This is a genomic window from Saccharopolyspora rosea, assembly GCF_025643595.1.
Lineage (GTDB): Bacteria > Actinomycetota > Actinomycetes > Mycobacteriales > Pseudonocardiaceae > Saccharopolyspora > Saccharopolyspora rosea.
Window position 1 is genome coordinate 5,575,017 of record NZ_CP102826.1, and the last position, 15,576, is coordinate 5,590,592.

Annotated in this window: 11 protein-coding genes and 2 pseudogenes; 9 read left to right on the top strand and 4 right to left on the bottom strand. The window is 69.4% G+C overall.

What is annotated here, in order from left to right; translation table 11 throughout:
• Positions 1 to 44 precede the first annotated feature (44 nt).
• Positions 45 to 850, bottom strand: a pseudogene (locus NV263_RS30755) (hypothetical protein).
• A gap of 496 nt (positions 851 to 1,346) precedes the next feature.
• Positions 1,347 to 2,712 (bottom strand): annotated as a pseudogene (locus NV263_RS25905) (Gfo/Idh/MocA family protein).
• A 145-nt stretch (positions 2,713 to 2,857) separates the two neighbouring features.
• Here NV263_RS25905 and NV263_RS25910 point away from each other — a divergent pair.
• From NV263_RS25910 to NV263_RS25930, 5 genes are all read left to right on the top strand, one after another.
• Positions 2,858 to 3,640, top strand: a complete 783-nt coding sequence (locus NV263_RS25910) for a DeoR/GlpR family DNA-binding transcription regulator (RefSeq protein ID WP_263249234.1) — start codon at positions 2,858 to 2,860, stop codon at positions 3,638 to 3,640.
• A gap of 103 nt (positions 3,641 to 3,743) precedes the next feature.
• Positions 3,744 to 4,631 (top strand): SIS domain-containing protein, encoded by an 888-nt coding sequence (locus NV263_RS25915; protein WP_263249235.1) that lies wholly within the window; start codon positions 3,744 to 3,746, stop codon positions 4,629 to 4,631.
• Positions 4,632 to 4,637: 6 nt separating this feature from the next.
• Positions 4,638 to 5,570 carry a 1-phosphofructokinase family hexose kinase gene (locus tag NV263_RS25920; protein WP_263249236.1) on the top strand — a complete coding sequence of 311 codons (933 nt, stop codon included), beginning with the start codon at positions 4,638 to 4,640 and terminating at the stop codon, positions 5,568 to 5,570.
• Positions 5,571 to 5,589: 19 nt separating this feature from the next.
• Complete coding sequence (locus NV263_RS25925) at positions 5,590 to 6,975, top strand: sugar porter family MFS transporter (RefSeq protein WP_263249237.1); 1,386 nt, start codon at positions 5,590 to 5,592, stop codon at positions 6,973 to 6,975.
• Positions 6,976 to 7,313: 338 nt separating this feature from the next.
• On the top strand, positions 7,314 to 8,090 hold the full coding sequence (locus NV263_RS25930; RefSeq protein ID WP_263249238.1) for a lytic polysaccharide monooxygenase auxiliary activity family 9 protein: 777 nt from the start codon (positions 7,314 to 7,316) through the stop codon (positions 8,088 to 8,090).
• Positions 8,091 to 8,159: 69 nt separating this feature from the next.
• Here the strand turns inward: NV263_RS25930 and NV263_RS25935 are convergent, their stop codons facing one another.
• The gene (locus tag NV263_RS25935; protein ID WP_263249239.1) at positions 8,160 to 9,725 is read right to left on the bottom strand and encodes a solute symporter family protein; all 1,566 of its coding nucleotides are present in this window, start codon (positions 9,723 to 9,725) and stop codon (positions 8,160 to 8,162) included.
• Positions 9,725 to 10,138, bottom strand: coding sequence for a DUF485 domain-containing protein (locus NV263_RS25940; RefSeq protein WP_263249240.1), 414 nt, complete (start codon positions 10,136 to 10,138; stop codon positions 9,725 to 9,727). The genes NV263_RS25935 and NV263_RS25940 overlap by 1 nt, the downstream gene beginning before the upstream one ends.
• A gap of 777 nt (positions 10,139 to 10,915) precedes the next feature.
• On the opposite strand from NV263_RS25940, the gene NV263_RS25945 reads away from it, so the two are divergent.
• From NV263_RS25945 to NV263_RS25960, 4 genes are all read left to right on the top strand, one after another.
• A complete protein-coding gene (locus NV263_RS25945; protein ID WP_263249241.1) occupies positions 10,916 to 13,774 on the top strand; it encodes a sensor histidine kinase in 2,859 nt (952 codons plus the stop codon).
• Positions 13,775 to 13,791: 17 nt separating this feature from the next.
• On the top strand, positions 13,792 to 14,232 hold the full coding sequence (locus NV263_RS25950; protein WP_263249242.1) for a roadblock/LC7 domain-containing protein: 441 nt from the start codon (positions 13,792 to 13,794) through the stop codon (positions 14,230 to 14,232).
• A gap of 7 nt (positions 14,233 to 14,239) precedes the next feature.
• On the top strand, positions 14,240 to 14,815 hold the full coding sequence (locus NV263_RS25955) for a DUF742 domain-containing protein (protein ID WP_263249243.1): 576 nt from the start codon (positions 14,240 to 14,242) through the stop codon (positions 14,813 to 14,815).
• 83 nt (positions 14,816 to 14,898) lie between these two features.
• The gene (locus NV263_RS25960) at positions 14,899 to 15,501 is read left to right on the top strand and encodes a GTP-binding protein (RefSeq protein WP_263249244.1); all 603 of its coding nucleotides are present in this window, start codon (positions 14,899 to 14,901) and stop codon (positions 15,499 to 15,501) included.
• The last annotated feature ends 75 nt before the right edge of the window (positions 15,502 to 15,576 follow it).

The window sequence follows — 15,576 nt, forward strand, 5'->3', positions numbered from 1 at the left end:
CAGACGACATCCCCCGGCGAGTCCGATCGGCAGGGCCGCGCGGTTCAGCGACAGTTCGACCGGGGCGAGTCGCCCGTGGACCGCGTAGCCGCCCTCGCCGTCGAGGACCTCCCCCGCAGGTCGCGTTTGGCCACCGCCACGACATCTCCGCGGAACGCCGTCGGGCAACCCGTCGGCTCGTTGCGCAGCGCCGCCGAGGCGATGCTGACGCCCAGTTCCAGGCCGATCAGGTGGTACGGGCGGTACAGCGAGGCGTAGCGCCCGGCGGAATCGGTGCGCACCCCGTACTCGGCGAAGCACTGCGCCGCGTAGTCGGTGGGCGCTTCGAACGTCACGTACACGCCCCAGCGGAGATCGCGGAGCACCTCGCTGCCGTCGCGGTGCAGGCTGGAGGCGACCTCCACCGTGCCGTTGCGGCTCAGCTCGCCACCCACCTGGGCGGGGCGGAACACCTCGGGCAGCTCGTCCACTCCGCACGGCGGGAACATCAGGCCCTGTCCTGCGGAGTCAGCCCGGTCGCGTTGGCCACCGCCGCCATCTCGATCGCCGACTTGGTGCCATCCAGGAACGAATTGAACATCCGCGGGTTGAAATCCCCGCGTGCCAACTGCTGTGCGGTCAATCCGTAGTGGTCCCAGACGGTGTCCGGAGTGGACTCGTGGTACGCGGGGAGGTACTTGGTGCCCTTCCCGGCCGCCACCACGCCGAAACCCGCGGTGCGCGCCCAGTCCACCAGCTCGCAGATCAGCGCGGGCTGGTCGCCGTAAGCCATCGAGTAGACGACGCCGGCGCGGCGGGCGCGCTCGGTCAGCAGCGGTCCCACCAGGCAGTCGGCCTCGACGTTGACCATCACGACGTGATGTCCCGCGTCGATCGCGCGCACCGCGTGCTCCGTCCCGGCCACCGGGTCGCCCGTGACCTCCAGGACGACTTCGACGTGCGGGGCGGCGACCAGCACCCCCGCGTCGTCGGTGACGTGCGTGCCGCCGGTGCGCCGCGCCTCGGCGAGGCTCGTCGCCGCGTAGCGCTCGGCGGGCCAGCCGGTGCGTCCGAGCGCCGCCCGCGCCGCTGCGGGTCCAGGTCCGCCACGCCGACGACGTGGATGCCGGAGGTGGTGAGCGCCTGGGTGAGGAACATCGACGCGAACTTGCCCGCGCCGACCACACCGACCCGGACGGGGCCGCGCTCGCGCGCCCGCGCCTGCAGGAGCGCGTGGAGGTTCATCCGGCACCCGTCCCTTCCGGCCGCGCGGTGCGGCCGCGGTTGGGGAGGATCTCCGATGGCCGGGTGGAGAGCAAGGGAACTTTTCTGCCACATGTGACAGAAAAGTTCCCTTGCTCCACTCCTCACGACGGCTTCGGGGAGTCGGTGCCGGGATGCGGCGTGGTCCAGCGGCCGCGTGTGAAGTCGGGGAAGTCGACTGGGGCGCTGCCGCGGGCGACGGAGCGGGCGCTGAGCGCGAACGGGGCGCTCCAGGTCGCCGAGTCGTAGACGTCGATGTCCGGCGGGAGCCCCAGGCGCATGGTCTGCGCGAGCCGGTAGAGCATCAGGTAGTCCATGCCGCCGTGGCCGCCCGGGCCCGGGCCGACGTCCTTCCACAGCCAGTGGTCGTGGTCGGCGTAGTCGTCCCAGTTCCCCCACTCGTCGGGCTTGTCGGTGGGTTCCAGGTAGATCCTCGGCGGGTAGTCCTCGAACACTCCTCTGGTCCCCTGCAGCTGGTTGAGCCTGCTGTAGGGACGAGCGTTGGACACGTCGTGCACGAGGTGGATGACCCGTCCGGCCTGCGTCTGGCAGGCTCATCGTGGCGTCGCCGTCGACGTAGTCCTCCTGCCACGTCGGATCACCGGGCGGCATGTGCTGCGCCCGGTACTCGGCGAGTCCCCGGGCAGGCGTGCTCATCGACGTGATGCGCACGAGCCGGTCACCGCGGTTGATGTCCAGATAGGACGCGACCGGCCCGAGCCCGTGCGTCGGGTAGAGGTCGCCGTTGACGCGGGTGTGCCAGGCTCGCCGCCACTGCCCGGCGTAGTAGGTTTTGGAGAACAACAGCTCCCGCAGGTCGTGCAGGTAGGCGCCGGAGCCGTGCAGCAGTTCGCCGAACATGCCGTCGTGCGCCATGCGCAGCACGCGCAACTCGTTCTGCCCGTAGCAGCAGTTCTCCAGCTGGATGCAGTGCCGCCGCGTCCGTTCGGAGGTGTCGACGAGCTGCCAGAGGTCCTCGATGCTCGTGCCGATGGGGCATTCGGAGCCGACGTGCTTCCCGGCTCGCATGGCGCTGAGCGCCATCGGGGTGTGCCATTCCCACGGCGTGGCGATGTAGACGAAGTCGAGGTCGTCGCGGGCGCAGAGCTTCTCGAAGTCGTGGTCGCCGCGCGAGTACCCGGCGGGCTCGGGCTGCCCCGCGTCGACCACGGTCTTGGCCGCGCGGGCGACCGCGCCGGCGTTGACGTCGCACAGCGCGACGACGCGCACCGAGTCGAGCGCGAGGAACAGCGGCAACATCGAGGACCCGCGGTTGCCGAGGCCGACCATCCCGACCCGCACCACGTCCCGGGGTTCGAAGGGCACACCCATCATCGGTTCTCCTCCGGCACCGGGAGAAGCCGAGGCGGACGGTGCGAGTCCGGCGAGACCGAGTCCGGCACCGGCGGCGGCGCCGGTCCGCAGCAGGCTCCGCCGGGACAAGGGGGCGCTACCCGGCTCGTCGACCATAAGCCCTCCTGGTTAAACCTGTGCATAACAGACCAATTTCACGCAGCATTGCACAGCAGTGATGGGGAGCACACCCGGCGCGCGGCGGGTTCCGCGGTGATCCGTTCGGCGCAGTGGAACCGGGGCGCTGTAGTAGCTTGCGGCTGTGAACCGGCACGAGAGGCTGAGCAGGCTGCTGGACATCGTGGGGCAGCGGCAGCGCGCCGACGTCGAGGAACTGGCCGCCGAACTCGACGTCTCGGCCGCCACCATCCGCCGCGACCTCGACCACCTCGCCGAACAGCAGTTGCTGGCCCGCACCCGGGGCGGGGCGGTGGCCACGAGCGTGGCCTACGACCTGCCGCTGCGGCACAAAGCGGCGCGGCACGCCCCGGAGAAGCAGCGGATCAGCGCGGCGGCCGCCCGGCTCGTCCAGCCCGGCATGGTCATCGGCCTCAACGGCGGCACCACGACCACCGAAGTGGCGCGCAGCCTCGCCACCCGCGCCGACCTGGCCGAGCACGGCGATCCCGGGCTCACAGTGGTGACCAACGCGCTCAACATCGCCAACGAACTGGTGGTCCGCCCGCACATCAAGATCGTGGTCACCGGCGGTGTGGCCCGCCAGCAGTCGTTCGAGCTCACCGGGCCGCTGGCCACCCACATCCTCCGGGAGATCACCCTCGACCTGCTCTTCCTCGGAGTGGACGCGATCGAGCCCGGGCTGGGCGCGTCCGCGCACCACGAGGGCGAGGCGAGCATCAACCGCCTGATGGCCTCGCGGGCGGGCCGGGTCGTCGTGGTCGCCGACGGATCGAAGCTGGGACGCCGCGCCTTCGCCCAGATCTGCGCCACCGAGACGATCGACACGCTGATCACCGATGCCGGCGCCGAGGTCGAGGTCGTCCGCGCCTTCGAGATCGCGGGAGTTCGCGTCCTGACCGCCTGACGCTCTGCGCGCACAAATGCTCGAACAGAGCATTGACCGTGCAATTTCGAGCACTTACTGTCTCGCCTGTTTCCCAGCACACCGCGTGGCGGAGGAGCGTGCGATGGCGCAGACGTTCGTGCAGGCCGAGATCACCAGCCAGCCCGCGTGCTGGCGCAGAGCCGCCGAACTCGCCGGATCGCTGCACGACGTGCTGCCCCGTGCCGGGGACCGGGTCGCGGTCGTGGGCTGCGGCACGTCGTGGTTCATGGCCCAGAGCTACGCGGCGCTGCGCGAAACCGCGGGACACGGCATCACCGATGCGTTCCCGGCGTCGGAGATGCCCACCTCCCGCTCCTACGACCAGGTAGTCGCGATCACCAGGTCCGGCACCACCACCGAGGTCCTGCGGCTGCTGGAGGTGCTGCGGGGCGCGACGCCGACGGTCGTGCTGACCGGGACGCCGGAAGCCGTGCGCGGGGCGGCCGACCACGTCGTCGACCTGTCCTTCAGCGACGAGCGTTCGGTCGTGCAGACGCGGTTCGCCACGACCACGTTGGCGCTGCTGCGAGCGCACCTCGGGGAATCGCTCGCCGAGGCCGCCGCCCAGGCCGAGGACGCGCTCGGCGAGGAACTCGCACCGGACCTGCTGGCGGCGGACCAGTTCACCTTCCTCGGCTCCGGGTGGACCGTCGGTCTCGCGCACGAGGCCGCGTTGAAGTTCCGCGAGGCGGCGGGGGCGTGGACCGAGTCCTATCCCGCGTGGGAGTACCGGCACGGGCCGGTGAGCATCGCCGAACCCGGCCGGGTCACGTGGATGTTCGGCGCTGCCCCGCCCGGGCTGGCCGCCGAGGTCGGACGCGCCGGAGCCGCGTTCGTCGAGCACTCCGGCGATCCCATGGCGGACCTGGTTCGCGCCCAGCTGCTCGCGGTCGGCCTCGCCCACCGACGCGGAGTCGACCCCGACCGGCCGCGGAACCTGACGCGCTCGGTCGTGCTAGAGCAGGCGTGACCGGCGGTGATCCTCGTGGTGACGCCGAACCTGGCGTGGGACGTGACGTATGCGGTGGACCGGCTGGTCCCGCACCGCACGCACCGCGTCCGGTCCGTGCGCGGACGCGCCGGCGGCAAAGGCGTCAACGTGGCCCGCGTGCTGGGGCGGCTCGGTCGTCGCGCCGTCGTCGCGGGGCTCGCGGGTGGCCGGACCGGGGAGCTGATCCGGCAGGACCTGCTCGATTCGGGAATCGACGCCGACATCGCCGCCGTCCGCGAGGAATCCCGGCGCACCGTTGCAGTGGTGTCCACTGCGGACGGTGAGGCGACGTTGTTCAACGAACCCGGCCCGGTGGTGGGCCCCGCCGAGTGGACGGGGTTCCGGGAGGCGGTCCTGGCGCGGATTCCCGAGGCGTCGGCCGTGGTGCTGACCGGCAGCCTGCCGCCGGGCGTTCCGGATGACAGCAAGGTTCCCTTCATCCACCGCGCGACGGCGTCCGGGGTCCCGTGCATCGTGGACACCTCGGGACCGGCGCTGCGGCACGCCGTCAAGTCCCGTCCGGCTCTGGTGAAGCCGAACGCGGAGGAGCTGCGCGAGCTCACCTCTCGGCCGGATCCGCTGCGGGCGGCCGTCGACCTCCGGGACGAGCACGGCGTCGACGTCGTCGTCTCCCTCGGTGCCGAGGGCCTGGTCGCCGCCATCGGGCGCGGGGTGTGGCGCGCGAGACCCGGTGAGCCGGTGCGCGGCAACCCGACCGGGGCGGGAGACGCCGTGGTGGCCGCGCTCGTGAGCGGTCACGTCGACGGGACTCCCTGGCCGCACCGCCTCGCCGAGGCGGTGGCGATCTCGGCCGCCGCCGTCGCGGCGCCGGTGGCCGGCGAGTTCGACGCCGACGAATACCGGCGGCAACGCGACACCGTTCGAGTCCACCCACCGGAGGTCCTCGACGGAACCTGACCGCAACAAGGAGGGCGTCATGTCCGCAGCCCCGCCCACGCCGGGCGCCATCTCCAGCACGGGCCGCCGGATCGCGATCACGGCCGCCACCATCGGCGTCATCTACGGCTACGACATCGGCAACATCTCCGGTGCCCTGCTGTTCATCAGCGACGAGATGCGGCTGACGCCCGCTCTGCAGGGCAGCGTGACGACCGTCCTCGTCGCGGGCAACATCGTCGGCGCGCTCGTCGCGGGGAAACTCGCCACGGCCGTCGGCCGCAGGACGACGATGCTGCTGGTGGCCGTCGGGTACGCGTTGTTCTCGGCCTGGTCCGGAGTGGTGTCCGACGTGCTGTGGCTGGACGTCGCGCGGTTCTTCCTCGGCCTCAGCATCGGTCTGTCGCTGGTCGTCGCGCCGATCTTCCTCGCGGAGTCGGCGCCTGCGGCGATCCGCGGGGCGCTGGTCGTCGGATACCAGGTGGCCACCGTGACCGGCATCCTGCTCGCCTACCTCGTCGACTGGGCGTTGGCCGGATCCGGCAACTGGCGCCTGATGCTCGCGCTGTCGGCGGTGCCGTCGGTGCTGGTGATCTTCCTGCTGGTGCGGCTGCCGGACACCGCGCGCTGGTACGTCCTGAAAGGACAGCGCGAGCAGGCGCGGCGCACGCTGCGGCTGGTCGACCCCCAGGCCGATGCCGACCGCGAGATCTCCGCGATCCAGGCCGACATCGCGGCCGAGCGCGGTGGGCGGTTCGGCGAGATGTTCCGGCGGCCGTACTCCACCGCGACCGCGTTCGTGCTCGTGCTCGGGTTCCTCGTGCAGATCACCGGGATCAACGCGATCACCTACTACAGTCCGATGATCTTCAAGGAGATGGGTTTCCGCGGCAACGCCACGGTGATCGGTCTCCCCGCACTCGTGCAGGCGGCGGCGTTGGTGGCGACCATCGGTTCGCTTTTCGTGGTGGACCGGGTGGGGCGGCGGCCGGTGCTGCTCGGCGGCATCAGCGCCATGATGCTCTCCGGTCTCGTCATGATCTCCGTGTTCGCCACCGGGTCGTTGGAAGGCGGCGGATCGCTGTGGGGGTTCGCCGCGATCCTCGTGTTCACCGCGGCGTTCAACTTCGGCTTCGGCTCGCTGGTGTGGGTGTACGCCTCGGAGAGCTTCCCGGCGCGGCTGCGCACCTTCGGTGCGTCACTGATGCTGACCGCCGACCTGGTCGCGAACCTCATCGTGGCCCAGTTCTTCCTCCCGCTGCTCGACGGGCTCGGCGGCGTCACCACGTTCGCGCTCTTCCTCGTCCTCGCGGCCGTCTCCTGGGTGTTCGTTCACCGCTATGCCCCGGAAACCAGCGGGCGGCCGTTGGAGAGCATCCGCACGTACTGGGAGAACGGGGCTCGGTGGCCCACCACGCCGCGGTGAGGGCTGGAGCAAGGGAACTTCTCTGTCACATGTGGCAGAAAAGTTCCCTTGCTCCACCCTTCCGCGCCGCCCGCCGGAATCACCGAATCGGCGTCTTAAGGTTCGTTTACCCCTCGTGTGAGAGCCGCTTAGCGAACTCGCGGACTCCTGACAACAACCTTTGTGAACTGCGAAAACACCTCCCGCAAAACCGATCGGCGCAGGACAGGACACATCGTCGCTGCAATGGACCAGGCAACTCCAATGGGTGAATATCTGGAGTGCCCCGCACGAGGAGCGCGAGTCCCGCACGACACCTTGCACCCGGGACCGCCCCAACCCCGAAAGAGGAGTCCGACGTGAACGTGCGCCGCAAGGCTGCATCCGCCACCGCTCTGGGTGCCCTCACCATCGCCGGTGCCGTGCTGGCGCCGCAGGCGGCCTTCGCCCACGGAGACATGGGATCCCCGGCAGGCCGCGCCTACACCTGCTACCTCGAAGGCGCCGAAACCCCGAAATCCGAAGGTTGCAAGGGAGTCGTCGCCGAGAACGGCGCCGCCTCGATCTACGACTGGATGAGCAACCGCATCGGCGACGCCAACGGTCGGCACAAGGAACTGATCCCGGACGGCAAGCTCTGCAGTGCCAACAACCCGACCAACTCGGGATTCGACCGACCGGCCACCGCCTGGCCGACCACCCAGCTGAACACCGGCGACCTGCCCCTGCACTTCAAGGCCACCGCGAAGCACCAGGGCTACTTCGACGTCTACATCACCAAGGACGGCTGGGACCCGTCCAAGCCGCTGGCGTGGAACGATCTCGAAACCCAACCGATCGCTCACGTCGAAAACCCGCAGGAGACCGGCGACGGTTACGAGCTGCCCGCCAGGATCCCGGCGGGGAAGTCCGGGCAGCACGTGCTCTACACGATCTGGCAGCGCACGGACAGCCCCGAGGCCTTCTACTCCTGCTCGGACGTGGTCTTCGGCCAGCAGGGCACGTCCCGGACCGCGCAGCTGCAAACCGGGAAGCCCGAGGCGGTCACGGTCACCTCCCACGACCACGACGCGCACCACGCCGACCAGCCCGCGGCCCCCGACTTCTGGGGCAAGGTCCTGAGCCTGTTCGGCTGACCGACCCAGTCCGGTGAGTAAGGGAACCTTTCTGCCACATGTGGCAGAAAGGTTCCCTTGCTCCACCCCTCATCGGGAGCCGATGCCGGTGAGGGAACGCACCTCCATCTCCGCGGCCCGCCCGGGATCCTCCTCGGCGTCGCCGAGGAACGTGCCGATGCAGCCGCACAGGAACGAGATCGGGATGGACACGAGTCCGGGGTTGCTGAGCGGGAACCAGGCGAAGTCGACGTGCGGCAGGATCGACTCCGGGGAACCGGACACCACGGGCGAGAAGATCACCAGCACCAGGCACGAACCCAACCCGCCGTAGATGCCCCACAACGTTCCGGTGGTGTTGAAGCGCTTCCAGAACAGCGAGAACAACAGCGTGGACAGGTTCGCCGAGGCCGCGAACGCGAAGGCCAGCGCCACCAGGAACGCGATGTTCTGGCCGTTGACGAGGATTCCGCCGACTATCGAGGCGGCGCCGACGACGAGCGCGGTCACCCGCGCGACGCGCACCTCCGAGTCGGGGTCGACTTCGCCGTGCTTGACGACGTTGGCGTACAGGTCGTGCGCGAACGACGCCGCGGCCGTCAAGGTGAGTCCGGCGACGACGGCGAGAATCGTGGCGAACGCGATCGCGGCGACGATCCCGAGCAGCACGGTGCCGCCGACCCGGTACGCCAGCAGCGGGGCGGCGGAGTTCTCCCCGCCCGGTGCCGACCGGATCACGTCGGTGCCGTTGACCGCCCCCGCCCCGTAGCCGATGACGAGCGTGCACAGGTAGAAGACGGCCATCGTGCACGTCGCCCACACCACCGACCGGCGCGCCTGGCGCGCGTTCGGCACGGTGTAGAACCGCATCAGCACGTGCGGCAACCCGGCCACTCCGAGCACCAGCGCCAGCGACAGCGAGACGAAATCCAGTTTGGTCAGCTCGTCCTTGCCGTACTGGGCACCGGGGGCGAAGATCCGCACCCCGAGCGGGTTCTTCTCGGCTGCGTGCTGCATCAGCGAGGTCATGCTGAACCCGAACTTCCCCATCAGGAACAGCGTCATGAGCACGGCGCACAGCATCAACATGCTGGCCTTGATGATCTGGACCCACGTGGTGCCCTTCATCCCGCCGACGAGCACGTACACGACCATGACCAAGCCGACGACGGCGATGACCAGGGCCTGGCCGCCGGCGCTGTGCACGTCCAGCAGCAGGGCCACGAGCCCGCCAGCACCGGCCATCTGAGCGATCATGTAGACGAACGAGATGACCAGCGTGGACACCGCGGCCGCGGCGCGCACCGGGCGCTGCCGCATCCGGAAGCTCAGGACGTCGCCCATGGTGAACCGCCCGGTGTTGCGCAGGAGTTCGGCGACCAGCAGCAGGTTCACCAGCCAGGCGACGAGGAATCCGATCGAGTACAGGAACCCGTCGTAGCCGTGGATGGCGATGGCGCCGGCGATGCCGAGGAACGACGCCGCGGACAGGAAGTCGCCGGACAGCGCGATCCCGTTCTGCGCGCCGGAGAACCGGCCGCCCGCGGCGAAGTAGTCGGTGGCGGTGCCGATGCTGCTGACGCGGTACACGATGACCAGCGTGATCAGCACGAACACACCGAAGATGCTGATGTTGAGCACGGGGTTCGTGGCCATCACTCGGATTCCTCCCCGGTCGCCTCGCGGTGCAGCTCGAACACGCGCGGGTCGATCTGCCGCGAGGCGAACCTCAGGTAAAGCGCGGTGATCAGGATCGTGGAGGCGAACTGGCCGACTCCCATGAGGAGTCCGACGTTGATCTCGCCGACCAGCCGGATGCCCATGAACTCCGGCAGGTAGGCGGCCGCGATGACGTACCCGAGGTACCAGATGAGGAACACGGCGCTCATCGGGAACACGAAGCGGCGCAACCTGGCGCGCAGGTCGAGGAATTCGGCGCTCTCGGCGATGGCGGAGTAGTCGGGTTCGCAAGCTCGCGGGCGAGGCGCGGCCTCGTCGATCCCGCCGAAGCGATCGACGTGGGCACCGGCGGGCGGGTGTGCGGATCGGGGGCGGGTTGCGTTGCGCATGCGTCCTTCCAGGGCGGGGAGGAGTTCCGATGCGGTCCTGGACCGGTTTCCGCGGTTCCGCGCCGCCACGGCGGCTGTCGGGGTGCGCATCCACGCATCGGCGACCACGCGTGGACAGTGACGGCGGCGCCAACCGGGCCGGAAGTTTAGCCACGCAGCGCCGCCGAACGGAGGGTCGCGACAACACAGCACACTTATTGATGAATTCTCCGGTCACGCAGTGTGGTCAACTGTCACGAATCAGGTCAGCGCGCGAAACGAACCCGAAAGTCGTGATCTTCCTTCCGATTTCCCGTTCTCACCTGGTGGCGGGGACGCCGAGGGCGGTCCACCCGGCACCGGGCGACCATTCCCGCTGATCAACAGCGCACTCGGGACAATTCTTCCCCCATCGGGGGATAAAGGGGTTCGCGTACCGCCGGAAATCGGACACCGCCGGTGCACGGGGCGTTTCCGGAACGGGGCGCCGCAGGCGATCGGCGGCGTCGAGAACTGGTGTCAACGCTGGTCAGAAAACCACGAACGAGTTAGTCCCGTGATCGAAACGCTGAGGTAGGGTTCTGCAACCGACGACCCCGAGCCGATCCGAACGGAAGGCGGCAGAACTCGGCATCGACGCGTTCGAATGCCCAGGCACCGGAGACCGTACCGGATCCGAGGACCTGGACGCACGCAGCGCCGCCGACAGGCGAAAAGCCCCCAGGAAACGCAACTCCGCCCACCGCACGAACGCGCTGTTGGTGACATGGATTCGACCGCGCGGGAAAGGACTGCGTCGTGAGCAGCGAACCCGACCACTCGCCCGCGACCGCGCTCCGGGCGTCCACGTGGTCTGCCACCCTTCGGCGAATCACCGAGCGGATCACGAACTGGCGCAACTGGAAACTGCCCGTCAAGCTCGGCGCCGTCGTGCTCGTCCCGGTGATCTTCGCACTCGCACTGGGAACGCTGCAGATCCAGGGCCAGGTCGCCAAGTCCGACGAGTACGCCGAACTGGACCGCCTCGTCGGCGCCATGAGCGCGGTGCGCTCGTCCGTCGCCGACCTGCAGCAGGAGCGAAGCCTGACCGCCGAATTCCTCGCCAGGGGCCCGGTTCCGGAACCCGAGCTCCGCGATCGGTTCGCCGCCGCGGACCGGAACCTGGACGCGACCCGCCGGCTGCTGGAGTCCGCGCCGAACACCGCCGCCGTGCGGTCCGCCCGCGAGGAGGCCGATCGGTGGCTCAGCGACCTCACGGCGCTGCGCACGCAGGTGTTGAACGGGCGGATGGACGCCGGGGCCGCCACCAACACCTACACCGACATCATCGGTGCGCTGCTGTCCCTGGATCGCACGCTGACCACCCAGATGTCGTCGGCGGAGCTGGTGTCCACCGCGACGACCGCGCACGAGCTCGCCAAGATCGGCGAGGAGATGCAGCTGCAGCAGGCGTTGCTGGTCACCGGGCTCACCCGTGGCACGTTCACCTCCGACGACCTGGCGCGGCTGGCGGCCAGCGAGTCGCGGCGCGCCTCCGCCGTGATGGAGTTCCGCGCCGCCGCCACCCCCGGGCAACGCGCCGAATACGACCGCCTCTACCTCAACCCGCAGGTCCCGGCTCGGGAGTCGGCCGTGCAGCTGGCCATGGACGCGCACAGCAGCGGTCGGGACAAGACCAGCCTGCCGCTCGCGCCGTCGACGTGGAAGGACCAGTCGCGTGCGGCGCTGAGCGCGGTCGGGTCCCTCCAGTCGCGGTTGGACCACCAGCTCCACAGGACCGCGTTCGCGTTGCAGGACAGCGCGAGCAACCTGGCGGGTACCGAGTCCGTGGTGCTGCTGTCCGCGCTGCTGGTCGCCGGAGCGGTCGTCGTGGTGGTGGCGCGGCAACTGCTCGGCTCCCTCGACGTGCTCCGGCGCACCGCCCTGGACACCGCGGAGAACCAGCTCCCCCGGGCGGTCGCCGACATCCGGGCCGGGCACCGGCCGCGGGACCCGGTCACCCGGGTCCCGGTGGACACCGCCGACGAGGTCGGGCAGGTCGCGCGAGCCTTCGACGCGGTGCACACGCAGGCCGTCGGTCTCGCCGCCGAACAGGCCGACCTGCGGCGCAGCTACCGCGACTCGTTCGTCAACGTGTCCCGGCGCAGCCAGGGCCTGCTGGAACGCCAGCTGCGGTTGTTCGAGCAGCTCGAACGTGACGAGGAGGACCCCGACCAGCTGGCCACGCTGTTCCAGCTCGACCACCTGGCGACCCGCATGCGGCGCAACAACGAGAACCTCATGGTCCTGTCCGGGACCGACCTCGCACGCCGGTTCACCCAGCCCGCCTCGGCCGCTGACCTCGTCCGAGCCGCGATCTCGGAGATCGAGCACTACCCGCGGGTCGTCGTCCAGCCGCTGCCCGACGCCCACGTCGTCGGCTACGCCGCCGGAGACGTGGTGCGTCTGCTGGCCGAACTGCTCGACAACGCGGCGAACTTCTCCGCTCCGCAGACGCAGGTCGTCGTGAGCGGGCACCGCCGGGGAGACGGAAGTCTCGTCCTCGACATCGTCGACCGCGGGATCGGCATGAACGACGACGAACTCGACGCGGTGAACCGGCAACTCGCCGAGGGAGGCGAGGTCGAACCGTCCACCTCCCGGCGCATGGGGCTCTTCGTCGTCGGACGGCTCGCCACCCGGCACGGTATCGACGTCGAATTCCGCCGCGGCCCCGAAGCCACCGGCGTCAACGCGGCCGTGTACTTCGGGCCCGAACTGCTGCTGGAACCGGCCGCGACCCCGACCGTGCAGACCAACGGCGCGCACCACCACGACACGCTCGTCGACGAGTTCGACTGGGCAGCGGCCGAGCAGGACGCGGCGGCGCAGCAGCCGGTCCGCAACGGCTTCCACCTGCTGCATCCGTCGCCGAACGGCCACGCCGCTGCTGCGGACGGCCCGGGGCCGGCCTCGCACGCGACGCCTCCCCGGCGCACCAACGGTTCCGCCCCGAGCCCGCCGCCTGATGGTCTCGCGCCGGCGTGGTTCCAGACGATGTCGCAGGGGTGTTCGGATCAGGGGGTCCAGTGGCCGGGCCGGCCGGCTGAGGGTGAGAGCAAGGGAACCTTTCTGTCACATGTGGAAGAAAGGTTCCCTTGCTCCCAGCCCGACGACAAGGACTGGACCTTCGCCAGCGACACCGACAAGCAGCGCGCCGAGGAGGTCGCTGCCGCGGAACCCAACGACTACACCACGGCCGGCCTGCCCGTGCGGATCCCGCGCGCGCATCTCGTGGCGGGAAGCATCAACACCGACGAAGAACCCAAACGGCCACGTGACCCGAACGTCGCACGCAGCCGGCTCTCAAGTTTCCAGGAAGGTCTGCGACGCGGTCGCCACCGTCGGCAAGCCGCACCCCAACCCCCGCAGGGAACGCCGACCAGTGAAGCGGACGGCGGTGCCTCGGACCTCGCTTCCACCGGGCTTCCTCGTCGAGTCCCCAGAACCGAGTCGGCACCCAGCTCGACCAGCGACTTCGTGACCGCCCCACCGCGCGACGCCGACCAGATGCGCGGGCGCCTGGCCAGCTTCCAACGCGGAGTCCGAGAGGGCAAGCACACCCTCCGCGAACCAGGCGCCCGGCACACGAACACCGGTGAGAACCCGAACCAGTGAGGAGGACAGGAAGCGGTATGAACGCCCACCAACCCCAGCCGAGCCAGTTCGGTTGGCTGGTCACCGACTTCACCGAACGCGTACCCGGCGTGGCGCACGCGGTCGTCGTCTCCGCCGACGGCCTGCTGTTGACGGCATCCGCGAAACTGCCGACCGACCGCGCGGACCAGTTGGCGGCCGTGGCCTCCGGCCTGCTCAGCCTCACCCAGGGAGCGGCGCGCTGCTTCGAGGCGGGCGCCGTGAACGAGACCGTCGTCGAAATGGAGCGCGGCCTCATGCTGCAGATGGCGATCAGCGACGGTTCCTGTCTGACCGTGCTCGCGGCGCCACACTGCGACATGGGCCTGATCGCCTACGAGATGGCTCTCCTGGTCGAGCGCGTCGGACAGATCCTGACCCCGGAGCTTCGTTCCCAGCTGCAGGGCTCCCACCAGGTGATGACCGGCCAATCGGTGTGAGGAAACCATGAGCACAGGTCCGGACTCGTCTGGGCGGCATCGCGCCGCACCCCTCGCGTCATCCGATGTGGACTCGCTGGCAGAGGTGTTCAACCGGTTCACGTTGGACAGCGCGCGCCGGCAGCGGCAATCGACCGAGGAACCAGACACCGCCACCACCGCCCAGCCACCGGAGCCACCGTGGCCGGCCGCGGAATCCCGCTCCGAGGCGTCATCATCCGGGACGGACCCGTCGGAGGAGCACGTGACGGCCACCTCGATCCGCCCCTACGCCTGGACGGGTGGGCGGACGCGGTCCAACCACCACCTGGAGCTGGAGACGTTGGTGTCCACGAGCGAGTCCTGCCAGCCAGGTCGGCTCCGGCGTCTTGAGCACCACTCCGTCGCCGAGCTGTGCAGCCACCCGAGGTCCGTCGCCGAAGTGGGGGCGTTGTTGGGAGTGCCGTTGGGAGTCACGAAGGTGCTCCTCGGTGATATGGCCGATCTCGGACTGGTCACCGTGCATCGGACCGCGACCGAGGCAGGCAGTGCATCACAGATGGTTCTGATGGAAAGAGTCCTGAGTGGACTTCGACGGCTCTGAACGCAGTCACTGCCCGGTTCCAGGGGAGCAGTGCGGACAGCGCAGGACCAGCTTCATGGCTCGACAACCGAGATGAGGCAGAGATGACACCAGACACGCATTCTCGACCTCAGCAACCGAGCACGTCCTCGTCCGTGACCTCGGCGAAGATCGTGGTTGCTGGGGGATTCGGCGTCGGCAAGACCACGTTCGTGGGCTCGGTTTCGGAAATCGTGCCGCTCACCACCGAGGCGGTCATGACCGAGGCCAGTCACGGCATCGACGACCTGCAGGCGACTCCGGACAAGCGCACGACGACCGTGGCGATGGATTTCGGGCGGCTGTCACTGGATTCGGACCTCATCCTCTACCTGTTCGGCACGCCGGGTCAGCAGCGGTTCTGGTTCATGTGGGACGACCTGGTCCGCGGTGCCATCGGGGCGGTTGTACTCGTCGACACCCGCCGCCTGGCGGACTGCTTCTCGGCGATCGATTTCTTCGAAGACCGCCGGCTGCCCTACATCGTGGGGCTCAACTGCTTCGATGGTGTGCTCCACCACCGCGTCGACGACATCCGCGAAGCGGCCGCCGTCCCGTCCGAAGTGCCCATCGTCAAGTGCGACGCCCGCGACCGCGAGTCCACGAAGCACGCCTTGATCACCCTCGTCGAGTACGCGATGCGCTGCTGGGTCCAACGCTCCGCGTAGCGGGACGCAGCATGGGAACTTTCGTGCCACATGTGGAAGAAAGGTTCCCTTGCTCAACATGATCCCGCTCGTTAA

Excerpts from the sequence above, each read along its gene's own strand:
- NV263_RS25915 (WP_263249235.1), top strand. The coding sequence starts at position 3,744 with ATGGCGCAGACGTTCGTGCAGGCCGAGATCACCAGCCAGCCCGCGTGC.
- NV263_RS25925 (WP_263249237.1), top strand. The coding sequence starts at position 5,590 with ATGTCCGCAGCCCCGCCCACGCCGGGCGCCATCTCCAGCACGGGCCGC.
- NV263_RS25935 (WP_263249239.1), bottom strand. The coding sequence starts at position 9,725 with ATGGCCACGAACCCCGTGCTCAACATCAGCATCTTCGGTGTGTTCGTG.
- NV263_RS25940 (WP_263249240.1), bottom strand. The coding sequence starts at position 10,138 with ATGCGCAACGCAACCCGCCCCCGATCCGCACACCCGCCCGCCGGTGCC.
- NV263_RS25950 (WP_263249242.1), top strand. The coding sequence starts at position 13,792 with ATGAACGCCCACCAACCCCAGCCGAGCCAGTTCGGTTGGCTGGTCACC.
- NV263_RS25955 (WP_263249243.1), top strand. The coding sequence starts at position 14,240 with ATGAGCACAGGTCCGGACTCGTCTGGGCGGCATCGCGCCGCACCCCTC.
- NV263_RS25960 (WP_263249244.1), top strand. The coding sequence starts at position 14,899 with ATGACACCAGACACGCATTCTCGACCTCAGCAACCGAGCACGTCCTCG.